The organism is Rhodococcus sp. 05-2256-B1 (genome assembly GCF_002258465.1).
Classification (GTDB): domain Bacteria; phylum Actinomycetota; class Actinomycetes; order Mycobacteriales; family Mycobacteriaceae; genus Rhodococcoides; species Rhodococcoides fascians.
The window spans coordinates 39,586-55,100 of record NZ_NOZA01000003.1; the positions used below are offsets into that span (position 1 = coordinate 39,586).

Consider the following 15,515-nt stretch of genomic DNA (forward strand, 5'->3'; position numbering starts at 1 on the left):
TTCGGGGGATGTGGCTCGGGTACGCGATCATCGCCGCGTCGGTCCGACGACCTGGGGTTCGACGGGTCCGGCGTTTTTGTCGGTGGGTCGGGATACTCTTCTTTCAGTTCGAACATGCGTTCTTGTTTCGATTCACTGGGGGGTGAAGAGATGGCGATACCGACGGTGTCGTTGGATGCGTTGACCGCTGCTGCGCGGGAAGAGAATCGGCTGGCGGCTCGCAAGATTTCCGCGTGCTACGACGTCCATCGGAGCTGGATCACTCTCGACACCAAGCACAAGCACTACAGCCGGTATGGGCGCACCGAGATGGCGGTGGCGTTGGGGTGTTCGGCGACGGTCGCCGAGGCGTATGTCTCGGTCGGGGTCGCCCTGCACACTCGACTGCCGCTGGTGAAGAAGGCATTCGAGGCTGGGGAGATCGACCTTCCGCGAGTGAGGGTGGTGTGCCGGATCCTCGACAACCTCTCGGACGACATCGTGAGGTCGGTCGAGGACGAGATCGTCGAGGCGGCCCGACTGTCGTCACCGGGGCCGTTGGAGAAGGAGATCTGGGACATTCTTCTGCGAGTCGCGCCAGAGGAAGCAGCTGCACTACGCGAGTTCGCGAAGAAGTTCCGCAATGTTTCCTACGCCCCGGCCGGCGAATTGGCCCGGATCCGAGCAGAATTGACCACCCCCGAAGCGGCGGCCGCATGGCAGCTCCTGGAGGAAATGGCCGACACGCTCTGCCCGAAAGACCCACGTGGCAAACAAGATCGGCTGTGTGACGCCTTCATGGCGCGGATGCACGGAGAACCCCGGCTGGAATGCCTGTGTCAACGTGAGGACTGCCCGAAGAAAGATGCAGAGCTGCCGGACCGTCGGGTGCCGTTGACGATGGTCACTGTCGATATCGCGACACTGATCGGATTGCTCGCGAACCCGGCGTACCTGGCCGGGCACGGATCCATCGATCCCGACCTCGCGCGGGAGTTGGCGCGCAACAGTCACTGGCAGGTCCTGCTCACCGAGGCGGTGACGCTGGCAGAAAAACTCGGACTGGCAGTGCAGAACCCGGAAACCGGGGAATGGGAACAACGCTTAGCAGAAACCACAGCCGAGCCGAGTGCGACAGAGCCCGAGCCGGCAGAGCCCGATACGGCAGAGCCTGACGCGGCAGAGCCTGACGCGACAGAGGCTGACGCGGCAGAGCCCGACGCGACACAAACCAACGCGGAACCGGATACGCGAGTAACGCGGACTGATACTGGCACTGGCACTGGCACTGGCACTGGCACTGGCACTGGCACTGGCACTGGCACTGGCGCTGGCACTGCAACGAACACAGCAGCGCCAGTACCGTCGATACCGCCACCTTCGGTACCGCCACCGTCCCTACCGGACCCAGGACCGCATCCCGGCGCAGGGCCGGGCCAGGGTTCAGGTTCGGTTGTCGCAGAATCGCATTCGAAGCCAACCCCGACACCGCCTGAGCCGACCGACTACGACGAGATCCAGTACCGGCAACGACGTCGGAATGCCTTGGCCTCCGCTGCAGCCCTGTTCTGTACTCACACACCCGTCGGCAGGGGCACACGGCACAGCTCTGCCCTCGACCTATCCTCGGAGGTCCGCCCCGACAACCCGACGATCCGCGCCGCAGGCCGCACCGCACAGCGCACTTCCTCAGGCGTCTATCTCGGCAACGCATCCCTGGCCGCAGCCCTCGAAGCCGCCATCGCCGCCGACCCCACCCTCGGCAAGTCCGTCCGACGCGACCCACTCACCGACCGAGCCCTGATCTACCGGCCCGACGCCCTCACCACCGCGGCAGTCCGGCTACGCGACCGCCATTGCCGTTTCCCCGGCTGCCACCGACCCGCCGAACGCTGCCAACTCGACCACATCATCGCCTTCGATCACGCCAATCCACTCGGCGGCGGCTGGACGACAGTCAACAACCTCCAATGCCTCTGCGAATACCACCACAGCGTCAAAACCGCAGGCTACTGGAAAGCCGTCATGCTCCCAGGCGGCGCCACCCTGTGGACCTCCACCTCGAAGACCACGCGAATCACCCTGCCCGCCAACGGAACAGCCGTACCCATCATCGGCAACGACCTCCGACCGTACATACCCACCAAGCCCAAACGATCCGGCATCATTGCCTACCCCGACCCACCGGACAACGAACAGCCCGAGACAGACGACACGGCAGCACCGCCCTTCTAGAGGCCGCGTTCTTAGGTGCAGCGTTCAGTAGTCGAACGCCTCGAACCTGACATCTTCACCGGCCACCCACTCCAGAACTGCTTGGTGCAGAGGCCGATCCGCGCACACGTAGAACTGTCGTCGCCCCACGTGGCCTACGGCTTTGACGTCGGACTCGGTCATTCGTCGTATGTATGTCCGGGCTCGGAGCTGTTCGAGAGTGCCTGCCTTGGCATGCCCGTCGGTGTCCAACTGTCCGGTGATGAACATCGTGATCGCCGTCCCCAAGTGGCCGACCTGCTCGATGACGTCGACGGCGAGAGCCAGGTCCTCTGCGCGGATGCTCCACAGCAGGGTCAGCGCGAGTCCGGATTCGTGGGCAGCATGCGCCTGCGCCATGAAGGGCGTGATCCCGATCCCCGATGCCACGACCACTACGTCGTCGGTATCAGGCTGCGTATCGCCGTATCTGGTGTCGTCCTCGCCGCCGAAGCCCATGACAGGGACGGCCAGGTCCGACCCTGGAGTCCACCGCGACAGCAGGCGGCTGACCGGTCCGTGCTCCCGAACGGTTATCTCGAATACATTGCTGCCCGAAGTGTTCGGTTCGCTGGACACCGTGAACGTTCTGATGAAGTCGTCGTTGAGGGAGCTCGGGTCATGATCGCGCATGTGCGACCAGCCACGATCGAGTCGATCCGAGAAGTCGAGGGTGACGTGTTGCCCTGCACGCCATCGCACCGGCGTCGACGACTCGCCCGGAGAAAGCCGGAATGTGTAGCGCGATATCGTCGGTGTGATCGGCAGCTTGTGGATCAGCGAGGCAAGCATTCTGTCCGCTGATCTGGGCCGCCGGCCCGAACCTCCGACCTCGCGGGCCAATCTTCGAACCGGCGGGTTGTACGGCGACGGGTCGAGCAGCGTGCCTCGGAATGCAAGGCCCTCTCTTACGAAGCGCACTGCCTCGATATCGATCCGTACAGCCATACTGCTACGTGGCAGAACGCTTTCAGCGGCATCTCCGATCAGTACCTCTGCGCGTCCCGTCAGGTAGAGGATGTCGCCGGTGTCGAAATCGGGAAAGGTGAGTCCCACTGCCCGGTCGGAAGTGATGTTTCCCAACGTCTGGTAGAGGCGGTTCCCCGAGTACTCCGGGTACACCAGGGTCACGCCCTCCGTGTCGGAGTTACTGAATATCCGGACGAATCCTGGTGCCCCACCGCGGATGTTGGTGTCCATGCTGTGGGCTCCGTGTCGGCTGGAGATGAGGAACGTGTCGGATCTGCCGATGAGGGCGAGGGCGTCGGCTGGTAGGGGGAGCGAATCGGTGATCAACTGCGGAGATGATGCGTAGGGTGTTATCGCCCGCTTGTTCAGATATTTGGGGCAGTTTCCGAGGGTTTCGTCGACTGCGACATTCACCTGTACGTCGATAGGTTCGCTGGTCTCCGAAGGCGTTGTGTTCGTTCGCCTTTCCATCACCATCCCGTCGTGCAGCCGTCCTGCGATCTTGACCCGGCCCCTGTGCTCGAGATCGATGACGAGGCCCGAGACCAGCCTTCCTCGTCCGTTCGTGGCTTCGTCGCCCACGAGACCCTCGAGCACTGGGTCGGTACCCGTCCAGTGAGCGCCCGGATCTGCGGGACGAGGTTCGAGCCGGGTCCGAAACCTCACTCGGAGAACACTGTCCGCGGCCACGGTTGCTGTTCCCGGAGCGCCTCCGAGCAGCGTTGTCCACACGCGGCCGTCGACGCCGATCGTCCCCAGCACCACGAGTGGGCTCCGGCTCATCCAGGGTCCGTATGCGGCGGGCAGCCCTGGGACAGTGGGGTTGTCCTCGTACGGCACCTGCAGAAGACGGTGCATCGTCTCCTCCCCTGGATGCCACTGGCTCGGCATGTGGTCGTCATCTGCTCGCATGACGTCTGGCCTTTCTCGGAGGCTGTTGGCCTTGCTATTGGGAATAGCTGGTGCGGAATCGAGAACAAGTTCTCTATCAGGCTGCGTGTCGCGCCCCGGAAGATCGGTGCAGGAAGGTGGTGATCAGGGTGGCGACGTCGTCGAGGTGGCTTTCGAGGAGGAAGTGGCCCCCGTCCAGTAGATGAATTTCCGCGTCGGGGAGATCGCGCAGGAACGCGCGCGCACCGTCGGGTCCGAAGATCTCGTCGTTCTTGCCCCAGACAGCAAGGAGCGGGGGACGACAATCGCGAAAGTAGCGCTGCACCGCGGGATACAGGCGGACGTTGGTCGGATAGTCGGCGAACAGCCGCAGTTGGATCTCGTCGATGCCGGGGCGGGTGAGTAGCGCGTGGTCGTGGATCCAAGCGTCGGGACTCAGGAGCGTCGAATCGGAGACACCGTGGACGTACTGCCATCGGACGGCGTCCAGTTCGAGTGCTTCGCGCAGCGGAGCCGCGGTTTCCGGTGTGCGGTTATTCGCGTAGGTCCATAGAGGAGCCCAGAACGAGTCGACGAACCCTTCCTCGTAGGCATTTCCGTTTTGAGTGACGATGGCGGTGATGCGATCGGGATGGCTGAGGGCGAGACGCCATCCGACGGGTGCGCCGTAGTCCTGGGTGTAGATCGCGTACCGGTCGAGACCCAGCTGCTCGAGGAGGTGATCGGTCACCGCGGTGAGCGTGTCGAAGGTGTAGTCGAAGTTGTCGACGGATGGAGCTGCCGAGTATCCGAAGCCGATGAGGTCGGGTGCGATCACGTGAAAATGCTTGCCCAACAACGGGATGAGGTGTCGGAACATGAAAGAGCTCGAGGGTGTTCCGTGCAGCAGCACGATGGTGGGATCGGCGGGATTGCCGGCCTCGCGGTAGAAGACTTCGAGTCCGTCGACGGTGGTGGTGTGGTGATGAACGGCGACCATGAATAACCCCTATAGGTAGTTGATGTGGTTACTCCCATGACGGAACCACACTGGCCGTAACCTGTCAAGCGGTCTATGATGGTTACATGGACACCGCGGAAGCACGGGCGATCGATGAGGCACTGCTGATCGACCTGCTCAACACCACACCGGTCGTGGATGATCAGCCGATCGATCTCCTGGCGGGCGACGCCGACGGCCGAGACTGGCTGAGTGCACGCGGCGGGACCGGAAGCGCCGAGGAGCTTCGGGTGTGTCGCGCTGTGCGTGACGACCTTCAGCGGGTGGTGCGGGGTGAGGCGTCACCGTCGTCGCTGAGAACGTACTTGGATGGCCTCTCGCGGGTGCCGGTGCTGACCGATGACGCGCTGGACTGGAATCTGCAGGTGGCCGAGGATCGCCGACTGGCTGCGCGAATAGTGCTGGCCTGGGCGGAGATTCGTGAGACTATTCCCGGCGCACTGCGTCCGTGTGCGAATGACGAGTGCCGCCTGTTTCTCCTGGATCGCTCCCGTGCGGGCACCGCGCGGTGGTGTTCGATGGCCACGTGTGGCAACAAGATGAAGGCCCGACGGCACCGTGCTCGGGCAGCGGGCGACTGATTGTCGCGCGCCGCAGCGGGCGCAGGGCGATCGCCCTCGTCGCGAACATTCTGCTGGCCGGCGCGGGGTGTGCCGTCTCCTGCTCGGGCGCAACACGCGAGCCCACGACCGACCGATCGTGGGCTCGTCGTGCAGGAGGTGAGAGTCGCCCTCGGGCGCTAGGACCCGAGGGCGACCAGGGCTGGGGGTGTCAGACCAGGTTCCGAATGTGGTCGCGCGTGAATTCGATGCGCTCGTCGACGCGGCCGTCGCCGACCTTGTTCACCCACTCCGGATCGGAGAGCAGCGCCCGTCCGACGGCCACCAGGTCGAACTCGCCGTCCTGGAACTGACCGGCCAACGCGTCCAGTCCCGTCACACCGGAGGCCGCGTCCTCCGACCATGCCGAGGTGAACACCGAATCGAGGCCCACGGAGCCGACGGTGATGGTCGGAACGCCGGTGAGCTTGCGCGTCCAACCGGCCAGACCGAGCTTGCCGTCCGCTCCGTCCAGTTCGGGGAATGCCGGATCCCAGTGCCGACGAGTCGAAGCATGCAGTACGTCCACGCCTGCGTCGACCAGCGGCGTGAGGACGCGATCGAGTTCGACCGGGTTCTCTGCGAGTCGAGCGTCGAAGTGGTTGCTCTTCCACTGCGAGAAGCGGTACACGATGGCAAAGTCCTCACCCACCGCGGCGCGGATCGCGGCGACAACCTGTGCGGGGAAGCGGGTCCGGGCCTCGAGAGATCCGCCGAATTCATCGTCACGCACATTGGTTGTTGCCCAGAGGAACTCGTCGAGGAGATAGCCGTGAGCGCCGTGCAATTCCAGGCCGTCGAAGCCGGTGTTCTTCGCGTTGACGGCAGCCTGAACCCAGTGCGAGGTCAGTTCGTCGAGATCGGCGTCGGTGAAGGCGCGCCCGACCGAGGAGCCGTCGAGAGCGATGCCGGACGGGCTGACGGTGGTGACGTCGGGGAACAGGCGTGGCTCGGTGCCGCGCTCGACCCCCAGGTGCCACAGCTGGGGGATGATCGCGCTGCCCTCGGCGTGGACCGCATCGACGACGCCCTTCCATCCTTCGAGGCTGGCGTCGCCGTAGATCCTCGGTACGCGGGTGTGCGGTCCTGCGGCGGGGTCGGGGATGTACGTACCCTCGGTGATGATGAGGCCGGTGCCGCCTGCTGCACGTTTGCGGTAGTACTCCGCCACGTCCGGGCCGGGGATGCCGTCGGGCGAGAACGCCCTCGTCATCGGGGCCATCGCGAAGCGGTTACGCAGCTTCAGCGACTTGACCTCGAACGGCTCGAAGAGCCCGGCGGTGGACAGGTGCGGTGTTGTCGTTGCAGTTTCGGTCACGCCTGCGCACAACCTGGTCGGACTCCGAGCTATTCCCCCTCCCGGACTGTTAGCGTCGAAACACTATGAGCCAGTCGCCGCTGATATCAGCTTCCGAATTACACGATCTGTTCGAGATGGGTCGCGGCCCAGTGGTCCTGGACATTCGGTGGACCCTTCAAAACGGTAGCGACAGAGCAGGTTACGAGGCGGGGCACATCCCGACCGCGCAATTCGTCGACCTCGGTACGGAACTGGCGGCACCGCCAGACGATCGTGGTCGCCATCCGCTGCCTGATGCGGACACGTTCGTCGCGGCAATGCGGGGAGCCGGAGTCGGCGACGATTCCGCGGTGGTGGTCTACGACGCGGGCCCGGCAACTGCGGCTGCGCGGGCCTGGTGGTTGCTCCGCTACTTCGGCCACCGGGATGTGCGCGTCCTCGACGGCGGGTTCGCGCGATGGGTCGACGAGGGATATTCCGTCGGCACCGAGCCCTCGATCGTGGCGGCCGGATCGTTCACGGCGCGGCCACCGCTGGCCCGGGTCCTCGAGGTCGAGGACGTGCTGGCCTTCGCCCGCGAGAACGTCCTGCTCGACGCCCGCGCACCCGAACGGTTCCGCGGCGAGGTCGAGCCAGTCGATCCCGTGGCCGGCCACATCCCCGGGGCGATCAACAGGCCGACGACCGACAATGTCGATTCCGACGGGCGCTTCCTGCCCCCGGAGGTACTCGATGGCGCATTCGGTGGACTCGTGCCGAAGGGCAAGGACGTCGCCGTCTACTGCGGCTCGGGCGTGACCGCTGCACATCAGGTTCTCGCACTGGAGTTGGCAGGTATCGATGCGGCGTTGTATCCCGGCTCGTGGTCGGGTTGGATCGCCGATCCGACGCGGCCGAGGGCATGACACACCGGGGCTGAGCTGGCAGTTCATTCAACCAGGGTTGAACTTGAATCTGACTTCAACTATACCTGGGGAATGAAGGTTGCAGGCAAGGTCGCCATCGTCACCGGAGGTGGTGGCGGAATCGGCGGAGCCATCGCCGCCAGACTCACCGAACACGGAGCCCGCGTCGTCGTCTCCGATGTGGACGAGTCCACGGCCCGATCCGTGGTCGACGCCATCGAGCGAGACCGGCCGGGCACAGCCGTCGCTGCCGCGGCCGACGCGTCGGACATCGGGGATATCGAGCGGCTGATCGCGGTCGCCGAAGAGTCGTTCGGTCCGGTCGATCTGTATTTCGCAAACGCCGGCATCAGTGGTGCCCCCGGGCTCGACGCCAGCGAACAGGACTGGGACCTGTCCTTCGACGTCAATGTGCGCGCACACATCCGCGCTGCGCAGCTGTTGGTGCCCGGTTGGCTCGAACGTGGTGAGGGCTACTTCGTCAGTACGGCCTCGGCAGCCGGCTTGCTCACCCAGATCGGTTCCGCGACATACGCGACGACCAAGCATGCTGCGGTCGGGTTCGCCGAATGGCTCAACGTCACCTACGGCAATCGGGGCATTCGCGTCAGCTGCCTGTGCCCGATGGGCGTCAATACCAAGCTGCTCTACGAAGGCCGCGAATCGGGAGATGCCTTGGGAGCGGCCGCAACTGCCGCGGTACTGAGCGCGGGCGCTGTGCTCGAGCCGCTCGACGTCGCCGACGTGGTGCTCGACGCGATGGACCGGGAGCAGTTCCTGATCCTGCCCCACGAGAACGTACTGGACATGTACCGCAACAAAGGTGCCGATTACGACCGGTGGTTGCGCGGCATGCGCCGCTACCAGGACAGCTTGCTCGACAACCAACAGGGGAACTGAACGTGGCATTTTTCGAGACCAGCGACCGCGCAAAGAAGTACGAGTCGGATCTGTTGGAGTTCATGGACTCTCACGTCTATCCGGCGGAGGCGGTGTACGAGCAGCAGATGCTCGAAGCCGGGGACCCGCACTTCCATCCCCCGATTCTCGAGGACCTGAAGAAGGAAGCGCGCTCGCGTGGACTGTGGAATCTGTTCCATCCGCACCCCGAGTGGGGCCCCGGCCTGACCAACCTCGAATATGCCCCGCTGGCCGAGATCATGGGCCGCAGCCTGCTCGCCCCCGAAGCCTGCAACTGCAACGCACCCGATACCGGCAACATGGAGGTGTTCACCCTCTTCGGTACCGACGAGCACAAAGAGAAGTACCTGAAGCCGTTGCTGGACGGCAAGATTCGTTCGGCCTTCGCGATGACCGAGCCCGACGTCGCCAGTTCCGATGCCACCAACATCGCGATGAAGATGGACCGCGACGGCGACGACTTCATCCTGAACGGGCGCAAATGGTGGACGTCGAACGCGATGCACAAGAACTGCAAGGTTCTGATCGTCATGGGCAAGACCGACCCTGAGGCAGCAACGCACCGGCAGCAGTCGATGCTCGTCGTGCCCATCGATGCGCCCGGCGTCACCGTGCTGCGCAACCTGCCCGTCTTCGGCTACGTCGACCGCGAAGGGCACGCCGAGGTGCTCTTCGAGGACGTGCGGGTGCCGGCGAAGGACGTGCTGAAGGGGCCGGGTGAGGGGTTTGCGATCAGTCAGGCTCGACTGGGGCCCGGCCGCATCCACCACGCGATGCGGACCATCGGTGTTGCGGAGCGAGCGCTCGAATTGCTCTGTCGCCGTGCGGTTTCACGGGTGACCTTCGGCAAGCCGGTCGCCATGCGTGCGAACATCCAGGACTGGATCGCCGAGGCGCGCATCGAGATCGAGAAGACGCGGCTGCTGACGTTCAAGGCCGCCTACCTGATGGACACCGTCGGAAACAAGGAAGCACGCACCGAGATCGCCGCGATCAAGGTCGCTGCGCCCGAGATGGCGCTGAAGATCATCGACCGCGCCATTCAGGTGCACGGCGGCGGCGGAGTCAGCAACGACTTCCCGCTCGCCATGATGTACGCACACGTGCGGACGCTGCGGCTCGCCGACGGTCCCGACGAGGTGCACAAGATGTCCATCGCGAAGATGGAGCTGCGCAAGTACATGTGAACGTAGCTCACCCCAGGAAGGCAAGGCTGTGCTAATTTCTGCCGATGACAAGGACCTTCCTGGGGTGCGCCTTTGCCGTCGCCACGGCCCTGACGCTGGCATCGTGCAGCAGTAACACCGCTGACGACGCCGGCTCCGACACCCGCATCGTCACCGTCGACACACTCGCCGGACCCACGCAGATCACGGGAACGCCACAGCGCATCGTCGCGTTCGGGCAGCAGTGGGTGGACGCGCTGCTCGAATTCGACGTGCAACCCGTCGGGTATGTCTCCGCCGGATCGAACGGCGACGAACGCGGGCTCTACCCCTGGCAGTCCGCAGTGGGTACGGATGCCCAGATGCTCGACCCGGCCGCCGTCGATCAGATGGGGGCTTCGGTGCCGACCGAGCAGATCGCGGCGCTACAGCCCGACCTGATCCTGCTGTCGGGGATACCGTCGATAGAGCCGTACAAGAGCTTGTCCGACGTCGCGCCCACGATATTTCCGAAGGCGGAGAAGTTCGAGACGTGGGAATCGCAGATCGAGACGCTCGGGCGGGTGCTCGATCGCGAGGACGATGCACAGAGCATCATCGACGAGGGGCATGCCGTAACCGATGGCATCCGTCAGCAGTACCCGGAGCTCGACGGTAAGTCGGCTGTGTTGTCGCAGTTCGTTTTCGACAGTCAGCAGCTTGCGGTCGTCGCCGACCCGGAGGACGGTGCCGCGAAAGTCTTCGACAGCATCGGACTCGACGTCCCGCAGGATTTGGTGAACTCGCCCGACATCTCTCACGGCCGGATCGTGCTGAGCCCCGAACGGCTGGACGTTCTCACCGCAGACCTCGTGGTCATTCTCCCCAACGGCGGCACGCGCGAAGACCTCGAACAACTTCCGGGATTCACCAGCCTGCCCGCGGCGACCGGCGGCGGAGTTGCCGTCGTCGACTACGCGACGGTGGTGGGATTCAATACACCATCGAAAGCGTCGGTCGAGTTCTCGCTGAACGAGATTCGTCCGCAGCTCGAGGCTGTGGGTATCTAGTTGTCGGGTGACCAGGACGGGTCGCGTCCGATGAAGGCCATCAACCTGTCCTGGGCGGATGCGTTGTCGTCGACGTCGACGGTGGGGCCGAACTGCCCGCTCTCGCGGAGCACACGATCCATCGGTTTCATGGTGATCAGCGCTGCGGCGCAACGCTCTTCGCCGAGATCGGGTTCGCGTCCCAGGGCTTTGGCCAAGTCCCAGGTGTGCATCCACACATCGGCGGTATAGAACCGGTCGATCGCGTCTTCGACCGGCATGTCGCCGATGTGCGGATTGCTCAGGATGCGGCCTGCGGGGGCGTCGAGGATGGCTTGGATGTCGGCGACGTGTCGCGCCCACGCGGCGGCAGGATCGCGCGCCACGTCGAGTTCGGTGAGCTCGACACCCTCGACACCGCCGAGGAAACCCCGTGACCAACCGACGAGGTGTTCGACGACACCCAGCGCGTTCCACTCCGGTATCGGAGTGGGCCGAGACCACGCGTCCCCGGAAACGGATTCGACCAACGCCGTGAACGCGGCGGCGTCCCGTGCATGCTGCGCAGCCGGTCCCGTCAACAGTGCATCGAGTTTCTCGTAGCCCTCCCTGACTCCCACATCCATTCCGCTGGAGAGCATCCCGTCTCGGGTTGTGAAGTCGGACAGGACGCTCAGCACCCTCAATCGCGTGCCGCCGTCGTCGCGGGCCTCGAAAGCCATGGTCTCGAGGGCGACCGAATCCGGATCGCCTTCGTAGGTGAAGGTCCACACGATCCGCTCGTTCGCGCGAACCTCGTGGAAGCTGCCGAAGAACGACGCGATCTCCTCGCCGTCGCGGTCGTTCGCGAACGACCATGCGCCGCCGGTTCGCGCGTCCCACGCGATGATTCGCGTCGTCACCGACCGTGGGCCTACCCACTGCCGATACAGATCGGGGTCGACGTGTGCGCGGAACACCTGCTCGGGCGACGCATCGAACTGCCTGATGATCTCGATGGTGGGTACTTTGTCGTCCGCTACTATCTCGGTTTCGTGCTCGGTCATGACACGTCCTTCTGAGAGTCGTCTTGTGTTACAACGTGATACAGCAGGTCGTCGAGACGTCGGTAGCGCTGCTCGGCCTCCTGGCGGTAACGCTCGATCCACTTCGCCATCAGTCCGAACACCTCTGCATCCAAATGCACCGGTCTGCGCTGGGCGTCTTTGCTGCGCGTCACCAGCCCGGCGTCCTCGAGCACCTTCACGTGCTTGGAGACTGCCTGCAGGCTCATGTCGTACGGCTCGGCCAGTTCGCTGACGTTGGCGTCGGCACCCGCAAGCCGAGCAACCATGTCACGCCGAGTGGGGTCCGCCAACGCTGCAAAGGTTCGATTGAGCTGCTCGATAGGGTCGTCCATGGTCACCCACCTCCTCGAATACAGCCAAGATATGCCCCTCGAGCTGTGTAGTCAACCAATTGGTTTATAAAGGATGATTCGGTGCCCTACGCTCGACTCATGAGCTTGGGTGACGATGTGGTGTCCGATCTTGTGTCTCTCGACCCGGGTCATCCGGTGCGTGTGGCGGTCGATGGGGTGACGGCATCGGGAAAGTCGACGTGTGCTCGGTGGCTGGCCGAAGCCGTTGTGGCGCAGGGTCGATCTGCCTTGCATGTCACCATGGACGGCTTTCATCACCGGCGAGCCCATCGGTATCGGCAGGGTCGAGCATCTGCTGCGGGCTACTACGAAGACGCATACGACTTCGGGGCGCTGATTTCCCATGTGTTGGATCCTCTTGGGCCGAACGGGAGTGGGTGTATTCGGCGTCGAGTGATCGATCTGGCGTCTGACGAATTGGTCGAGGACGCCCCTGAGTACGTTCCCTCGGATGCAATTCTCGTCGTCGATGGAACGTTCTTGCATCGGCCACCGCTACCGGACTATTGGGATTACTCGATCTTCGTCGACACGCCCTTCGATGTCGCGAGGTTGCGCGGAATTGCGCGTGACGCCGATGCGCTGGGTGGTGCACAAGCGGCCGGCGACGCGTTCGATCAGCGCTATCACGCTGCTTGCCGGATCTACTTGCGCGAGGTGGGACCTCGTGAAAAAGCAACGCGAGTGATCCCCGGGATTGACAGCCTGTTGTCAAAAGCGAATGATTGACAGTATCCTGTCAATCGACGTGAGGACCGTCCCATGATGACCGTTGCGCTGTATGCCACCGACACCATGGCCGATTGGGAGTACGGCTACCTCATCGCCGGGCTCGCAATGGCCCGCGAGCAGAATCCCGACGCCAACCGGTTGCTCGTCGCATCGGAGTCGGGGGAGGCGGTGACGACGATGGGCGGCCTGAGGATTACCCCCGACGTTGCGTTGGCCGATCTTCCGCCCGTCGACGCGCTGATCCTGCCCGGTGCCGGCACGTGGGAATCCGCCAACGGGGCGGCGTTGGAACTGGCCGCCGAACTTGTTGCGGCGGGCACTCCGGTCGCAGCAATCTGCGGGGCAACCTACGGGCTGGCTCGGACCGGCCTGCTCGACGACCGGCCACATACCTCGAATGCCGCCGAATTCCTCACTCAGGCTGCGGAATACCGCGGAGCAGAGCGTTACCGCGAGGAGAAGGCAGTGTCCGACGGCACCGTCATCACCTCGGGAGCGACCGCACCGATCGAGTTCGCCAAGCTGGTGTTCGAGCGCCTGGAGGTGTTCCCGCAGCCCATCATCGACGCATGGTACGGGCTCTACACGACGGGGGAGCGCAGATTCTACGACCAGCTGACGGGCGCATGAGCCGACGAACGCCGGAGGGAGATGCGCTCACCGAGGTGGTCCTGCCGGTCTTCGAGCTCAACGGCGAATTCCTCGCTGCCGCACAGGACATCACCGAACCGACAGGATTGACGCCGGCCTGGTGGCAGGTTCTCGGGGCCACTCTCGACGAGCCGCTCTCGGTGGCCGATATTGCGCGACGCGTCGGTCTGGGTTTGGCGCGGCAGAGTGTGCAACGAACCGCAAACCTGTTGGTGGACAGGGGCTGGGCCGTCTACATCGAGAATCCGAACCACAAGCGAGCGAAGCTCCTCGAGCCCACCCCGAAGGGACGCGAGACCGTAGCCACTCTGCGAGATGCTCAACACGCGTGGTCGGACGCGGTCGGCGCCGCGGTGGGTGAGGACGAATTGCGTGCTTTTGCACAGACTTTGGAGAAGATCGTTGCGGCATCCCGCGCCTACCGCGGTGGCCGTGCATAATTCGGGGATGTCAGCGCTCGCGATCGTTCTGTCCGGGCTCCTGGCCGGTTTGCTCTCGCAATCCGACGGGGTCGATATCTTCGGCGACACCAGCGTCGGGGGTGTGGTGTTCTCCAGCGGCGGAGGGGGAGTCGCCTTAGCAGTGATTCTGGCGTCGGGTCTGGCCATGCTCGTCCGTCGGCGCAGTATTTTGGCCGGCCTGTCCATCGCTGCGGCCATTGGTGCCGGGGTGACGGCACTGATGATGCCCTCCGACCTCGCCGAGGTGGTGGCAGGCGGAGTTCTGTTGGGATGCAGTGCAGTACGGGCGAACGGTGTACGAGCTCGGCAAGCACTGTCGATCGGGTCGTTCCTCGTCGGACTACTCAGTGCAGGCGCGGTCGAGGCCTTGCAGCATCCGAGTATCCCGCGGCGCTACGCCGACTACCTCACCGAATCCGATATCGGCCCGCCGGTGGTCGTTCCTGTGCTGTGCGTACTGGTCGTAATTGCAGTGGCCTCGGCAGCTCGTGTCGACCGCAGCGACGACCATGTGCCACCGGAACGGAGCATCCGCACGGTCGGGGCGATACTACTGATCTCGATCGGTGGCTTGCTGCTCAATATGATGTTCGTGCAGATGCTGTTTCGAGCTGAAGACGGCTTCGGTGGAAGCTGGTACTTCGGCCTCCTCGTCGTACCGGTGCTGTTCACTGCCGCCGCTCTGCTACCGGGTCGCGGAGGCATTCTTGTGCTCGCCGGGACAGCCGTGTTGCTCACCTCGACCACCACCTCTGGGGTGCGCATCGATGTTTCGGACGGTATCTGGGTGCTCGGGCTCGTGGCAATCACGGCAGTTGCGGTGACAGTGGGCGCGGCACTCGGGCTGCGCTGGGGTCGACCGATCGTCGGCTTGGCGACCCTGGCGGTGGTGTGTACGACCGCGCTGTTCGAGCGCCCCCCGTGGGACAACGTGCACTACGCGGCAAGTCTGGTGATCTTCCCGGCCGCTGCGGCCTACCTGTACGTGGCGTGCACGCCGGCTACTCCCACGCCCTTGACCATCGGCCTCGCGGTACCGGTGGCGATCACGGTGCCGATGGTCGTCACCTACGGTTGGACTGCGTACACGCCGCTCACATCCGCCCTCCACCACTCGACGTGGCCCAGTGCCGAGCTGTGGCTCTCGACGGGCGCGGCAGTGGCGACGGTGGTCCTCGCAGGCGTCGGGACGCGGTTCCTCGGTCGTCGGCCACTTGTGAATTGAACACCGGAGTACCGT

The 15,515-nt window shown here is 64.3% G+C and carries 15 protein-coding genes; 10 read left to right on the forward strand and 5 right to left on the reverse strand.

Annotated elements, in window-relative coordinates:
- Positions 1-150 precede the first annotated feature (150 nt).
- Positions 151-2,214, forward strand: coding sequence for an HNH endonuclease signature motif containing protein (locus tag CH285_RS00280; RefSeq protein WP_176458652.1), 2,064 nt, complete (start codon positions 151-153; stop codon positions 2,212-2,214).
- Positions 2,215-2,238: 24 nt separating this feature from the next.
- Here the strand turns inward: CH285_RS00280 and CH285_RS00285 are convergent, their stop codons facing one another.
- Positions 2,239-4,059 (reverse strand): pyridoxamine 5'-phosphate oxidase family protein, encoded by a 1,821-nt coding sequence (locus tag CH285_RS00285; protein WP_176458653.1) that lies wholly within the window; start codon positions 4,057-4,059, stop codon positions 2,239-2,241.
- 130 nt (positions 4,060-4,189) lie between these two features.
- Positions 4,190-5,071, reverse strand: coding sequence for an alpha/beta fold hydrolase (locus CH285_RS00290; protein ID WP_094642894.1), 882 nt, complete (start codon positions 5,069-5,071; stop codon positions 4,190-4,192).
- A gap of 86 nt (positions 5,072-5,157) precedes the next feature.
- Here CH285_RS00290 and CH285_RS00295 point away from each other — a divergent pair, with 86 nt between their 5' ends.
- Positions 5,158-5,673 carry a CGNR zinc finger domain-containing protein gene (locus tag CH285_RS00295; protein ID WP_094642896.1) on the forward strand — a complete coding sequence of 172 codons (516 nt, stop codon included), beginning with the start codon at positions 5,158-5,160 and terminating at the stop codon, positions 5,671-5,673.
- 190 nt (positions 5,674-5,863) lie between these two features.
- Here CH285_RS00295 and CH285_RS00300 read toward each other — a convergent pair whose 3' ends face one another.
- Entirely contained in the window at positions 5,864-7,009 is a 1,146-nt protein-coding gene (locus tag CH285_RS00300) for an NADH:flavin oxidoreductase (RefSeq protein WP_176458654.1), read from the reverse strand.
- 65 nt (positions 7,010-7,074) lie between these two features.
- On the opposite strand from CH285_RS00300, the gene CH285_RS00305 reads away from it, so the two are divergent.
- The 4 genes from CH285_RS00305 to CH285_RS00320 all read left to right on the forward strand — a co-directional run bounded on the left by CH285_RS00305 (position 7,075) and on the right by CH285_RS00320 (position 11,032).
- Complete coding sequence (locus CH285_RS00305; RefSeq protein ID WP_094642898.1) at positions 7,075-7,896, forward strand: sulfurtransferase; 822 nt, start codon at positions 7,075-7,077, stop codon at positions 7,894-7,896.
- A 72-nt stretch (positions 7,897-7,968) separates the two neighbouring features.
- Complete coding sequence (locus tag CH285_RS00310) at positions 7,969-8,796, forward strand: SDR family oxidoreductase (protein WP_027494413.1); 828 nt, start codon at positions 7,969-7,971, stop codon at positions 8,794-8,796.
- A 62-nt stretch (positions 8,797-8,858) separates the two neighbouring features.
- Positions 8,859-10,004, forward strand: a complete 1,146-nt coding sequence (locus CH285_RS00315) for an acyl-CoA dehydrogenase family protein (protein WP_239536539.1) — start codon at positions 8,859-8,861, stop codon at positions 10,002-10,004.
- A gap of 44 nt (positions 10,005-10,048) precedes the next feature.
- Positions 10,049-11,032: an ABC transporter substrate-binding protein gene (locus CH285_RS00320; protein ID WP_094642900.1), complete on the forward strand. Its 984-nt coding sequence runs from the start codon at positions 10,049-10,051 to the stop codon at positions 11,030-11,032.
- Here CH285_RS00320 and CH285_RS28555 read toward each other — a convergent pair.
- A complete protein-coding gene (locus CH285_RS28555) occupies positions 11,029-12,057 on the reverse strand; it encodes a TIGR03086 family metal-binding protein (protein WP_094642902.1) in 1,029 nt (342 codons plus the stop codon). The two genes, CH285_RS00320 and CH285_RS28555, sit on opposite strands and share 4 nt — an antisense overlap.
- Positions 12,054-12,410: an ArsR/SmtB family transcription factor gene (locus CH285_RS00330; RefSeq protein WP_094642904.1), complete on the reverse strand. Its 357-nt coding sequence runs from the start codon at positions 12,408-12,410 to the stop codon at positions 12,054-12,056. Before CH285_RS00330 ends, CH285_RS28555 begins: the two co-directional genes overlap by 4 nt.
- Positions 12,411-12,509: 99 nt before the next feature.
- On the opposite strand from CH285_RS00330, the gene CH285_RS00335 reads away from it, so the two are divergent.
- From CH285_RS00335 to CH285_RS00350, 4 genes are read left to right on the forward strand one after another with little or no spacing between them, the layout of a single operon-like run.
- Positions 12,510-13,160 (forward strand): hypothetical protein, encoded by a 651-nt coding sequence (locus CH285_RS00335; RefSeq protein ID WP_032364506.1) that lies wholly within the window; start codon positions 12,510-12,512, stop codon positions 13,158-13,160.
- 33 nt (positions 13,161-13,193) lie between these two features.
- The gene (locus tag CH285_RS00340) at positions 13,194-13,793 is read left to right on the forward strand and encodes a DJ-1/PfpI family protein (RefSeq protein ID WP_094642906.1); all 600 of its coding nucleotides are present in this window, start codon (positions 13,194-13,196) and stop codon (positions 13,791-13,793) included.
- Positions 13,790-14,254 (forward strand): MarR family winged helix-turn-helix transcriptional regulator, encoded by a 465-nt coding sequence (locus CH285_RS00345; protein ID WP_094642908.1) that lies wholly within the window; start codon positions 13,790-13,792, stop codon positions 14,252-14,254. The genes CH285_RS00340 and CH285_RS00345 overlap by 4 nt, the downstream gene beginning before the upstream one ends.
- Before the next feature lie 7 nt (positions 14,255-14,261).
- Entirely contained in the window at positions 14,262-15,500 is a 1,239-nt protein-coding gene (locus CH285_RS00350) for a hypothetical protein (RefSeq protein WP_094642910.1), read from the forward strand.
- Positions 15,501-15,515: the final 15 nt, after the last annotated feature.

Coding starts and splice junctions, on each gene's coding strand:
- CH285_RS00295 (WP_094642896.1), top strand. CDS start 5,158: ATGGACACCGCGGAAGCACGGGCGATCGATGAGGCACTGCTGATCGAC.
- CH285_RS00330 (WP_094642904.1), bottom strand. CDS start 12,410: ATGGACGACCCTATCGAGCAGCTCAATCGAACCTTTGCAGCGTTGGCG.
- CH285_RS28555 (WP_094642902.1), bottom strand. CDS start 12,057: ATGACCGAGCACGAAACCGAGATAGTAGCGGACGACAAAGTACCCACC.
- CH285_RS00310 (WP_027494413.1), top strand. CDS start 7,969: ATGAAGGTTGCAGGCAAGGTCGCCATCGTCACCGGAGGTGGTGGCGGA.
- CH285_RS00350 (WP_094642910.1), top strand. CDS start 14,262: ATGTCAGCGCTCGCGATCGTTCTGTCCGGGCTCCTGGCCGGTTTGCTC.
- CH285_RS00280 (WP_176458652.1), top strand. CDS start 151: ATGGCGATACCGACGGTGTCGTTGGATGCGTTGACCGCTGCTGCGCGG.
- CH285_RS00290 (WP_094642894.1), bottom strand. CDS start 5,071: ATGGTCGCCGTTCATCACCACACCACCACCGTCGACGGACTCGAAGTC.
- CH285_RS00305 (WP_094642898.1), top strand. CDS start 7,075: ATGAGCCAGTCGCCGCTGATATCAGCTTCCGAATTACACGATCTGTTC.
- CH285_RS00285 (WP_176458653.1), bottom strand. CDS start 4,059: ATGCACCGTCTTCTGCAGGTGCCGTACGAGGACAACCCCACTGTCCCA.
- CH285_RS00315 (WP_239536539.1), top strand. CDS start 8,859: ATGGACTCTCACGTCTATCCGGCGGAGGCGGTGTACGAGCAGCAGATG.
- CH285_RS00340 (WP_094642906.1), top strand. CDS start 13,194: ATGATGACCGTTGCGCTGTATGCCACCGACACCATGGCCGATTGGGAG.
- CH285_RS00320 (WP_094642900.1), top strand. CDS start 10,049: ATGACAAGGACCTTCCTGGGGTGCGCCTTTGCCGTCGCCACGGCCCTG.
- CH285_RS00345 (WP_094642908.1), top strand. CDS start 13,790: ATGAGCCGACGAACGCCGGAGGGAGATGCGCTCACCGAGGTGGTCCTG.
- CH285_RS00335 (WP_032364506.1), top strand. CDS start 12,510: ATGAGCTTGGGTGACGATGTGGTGTCCGATCTTGTGTCTCTCGACCCG.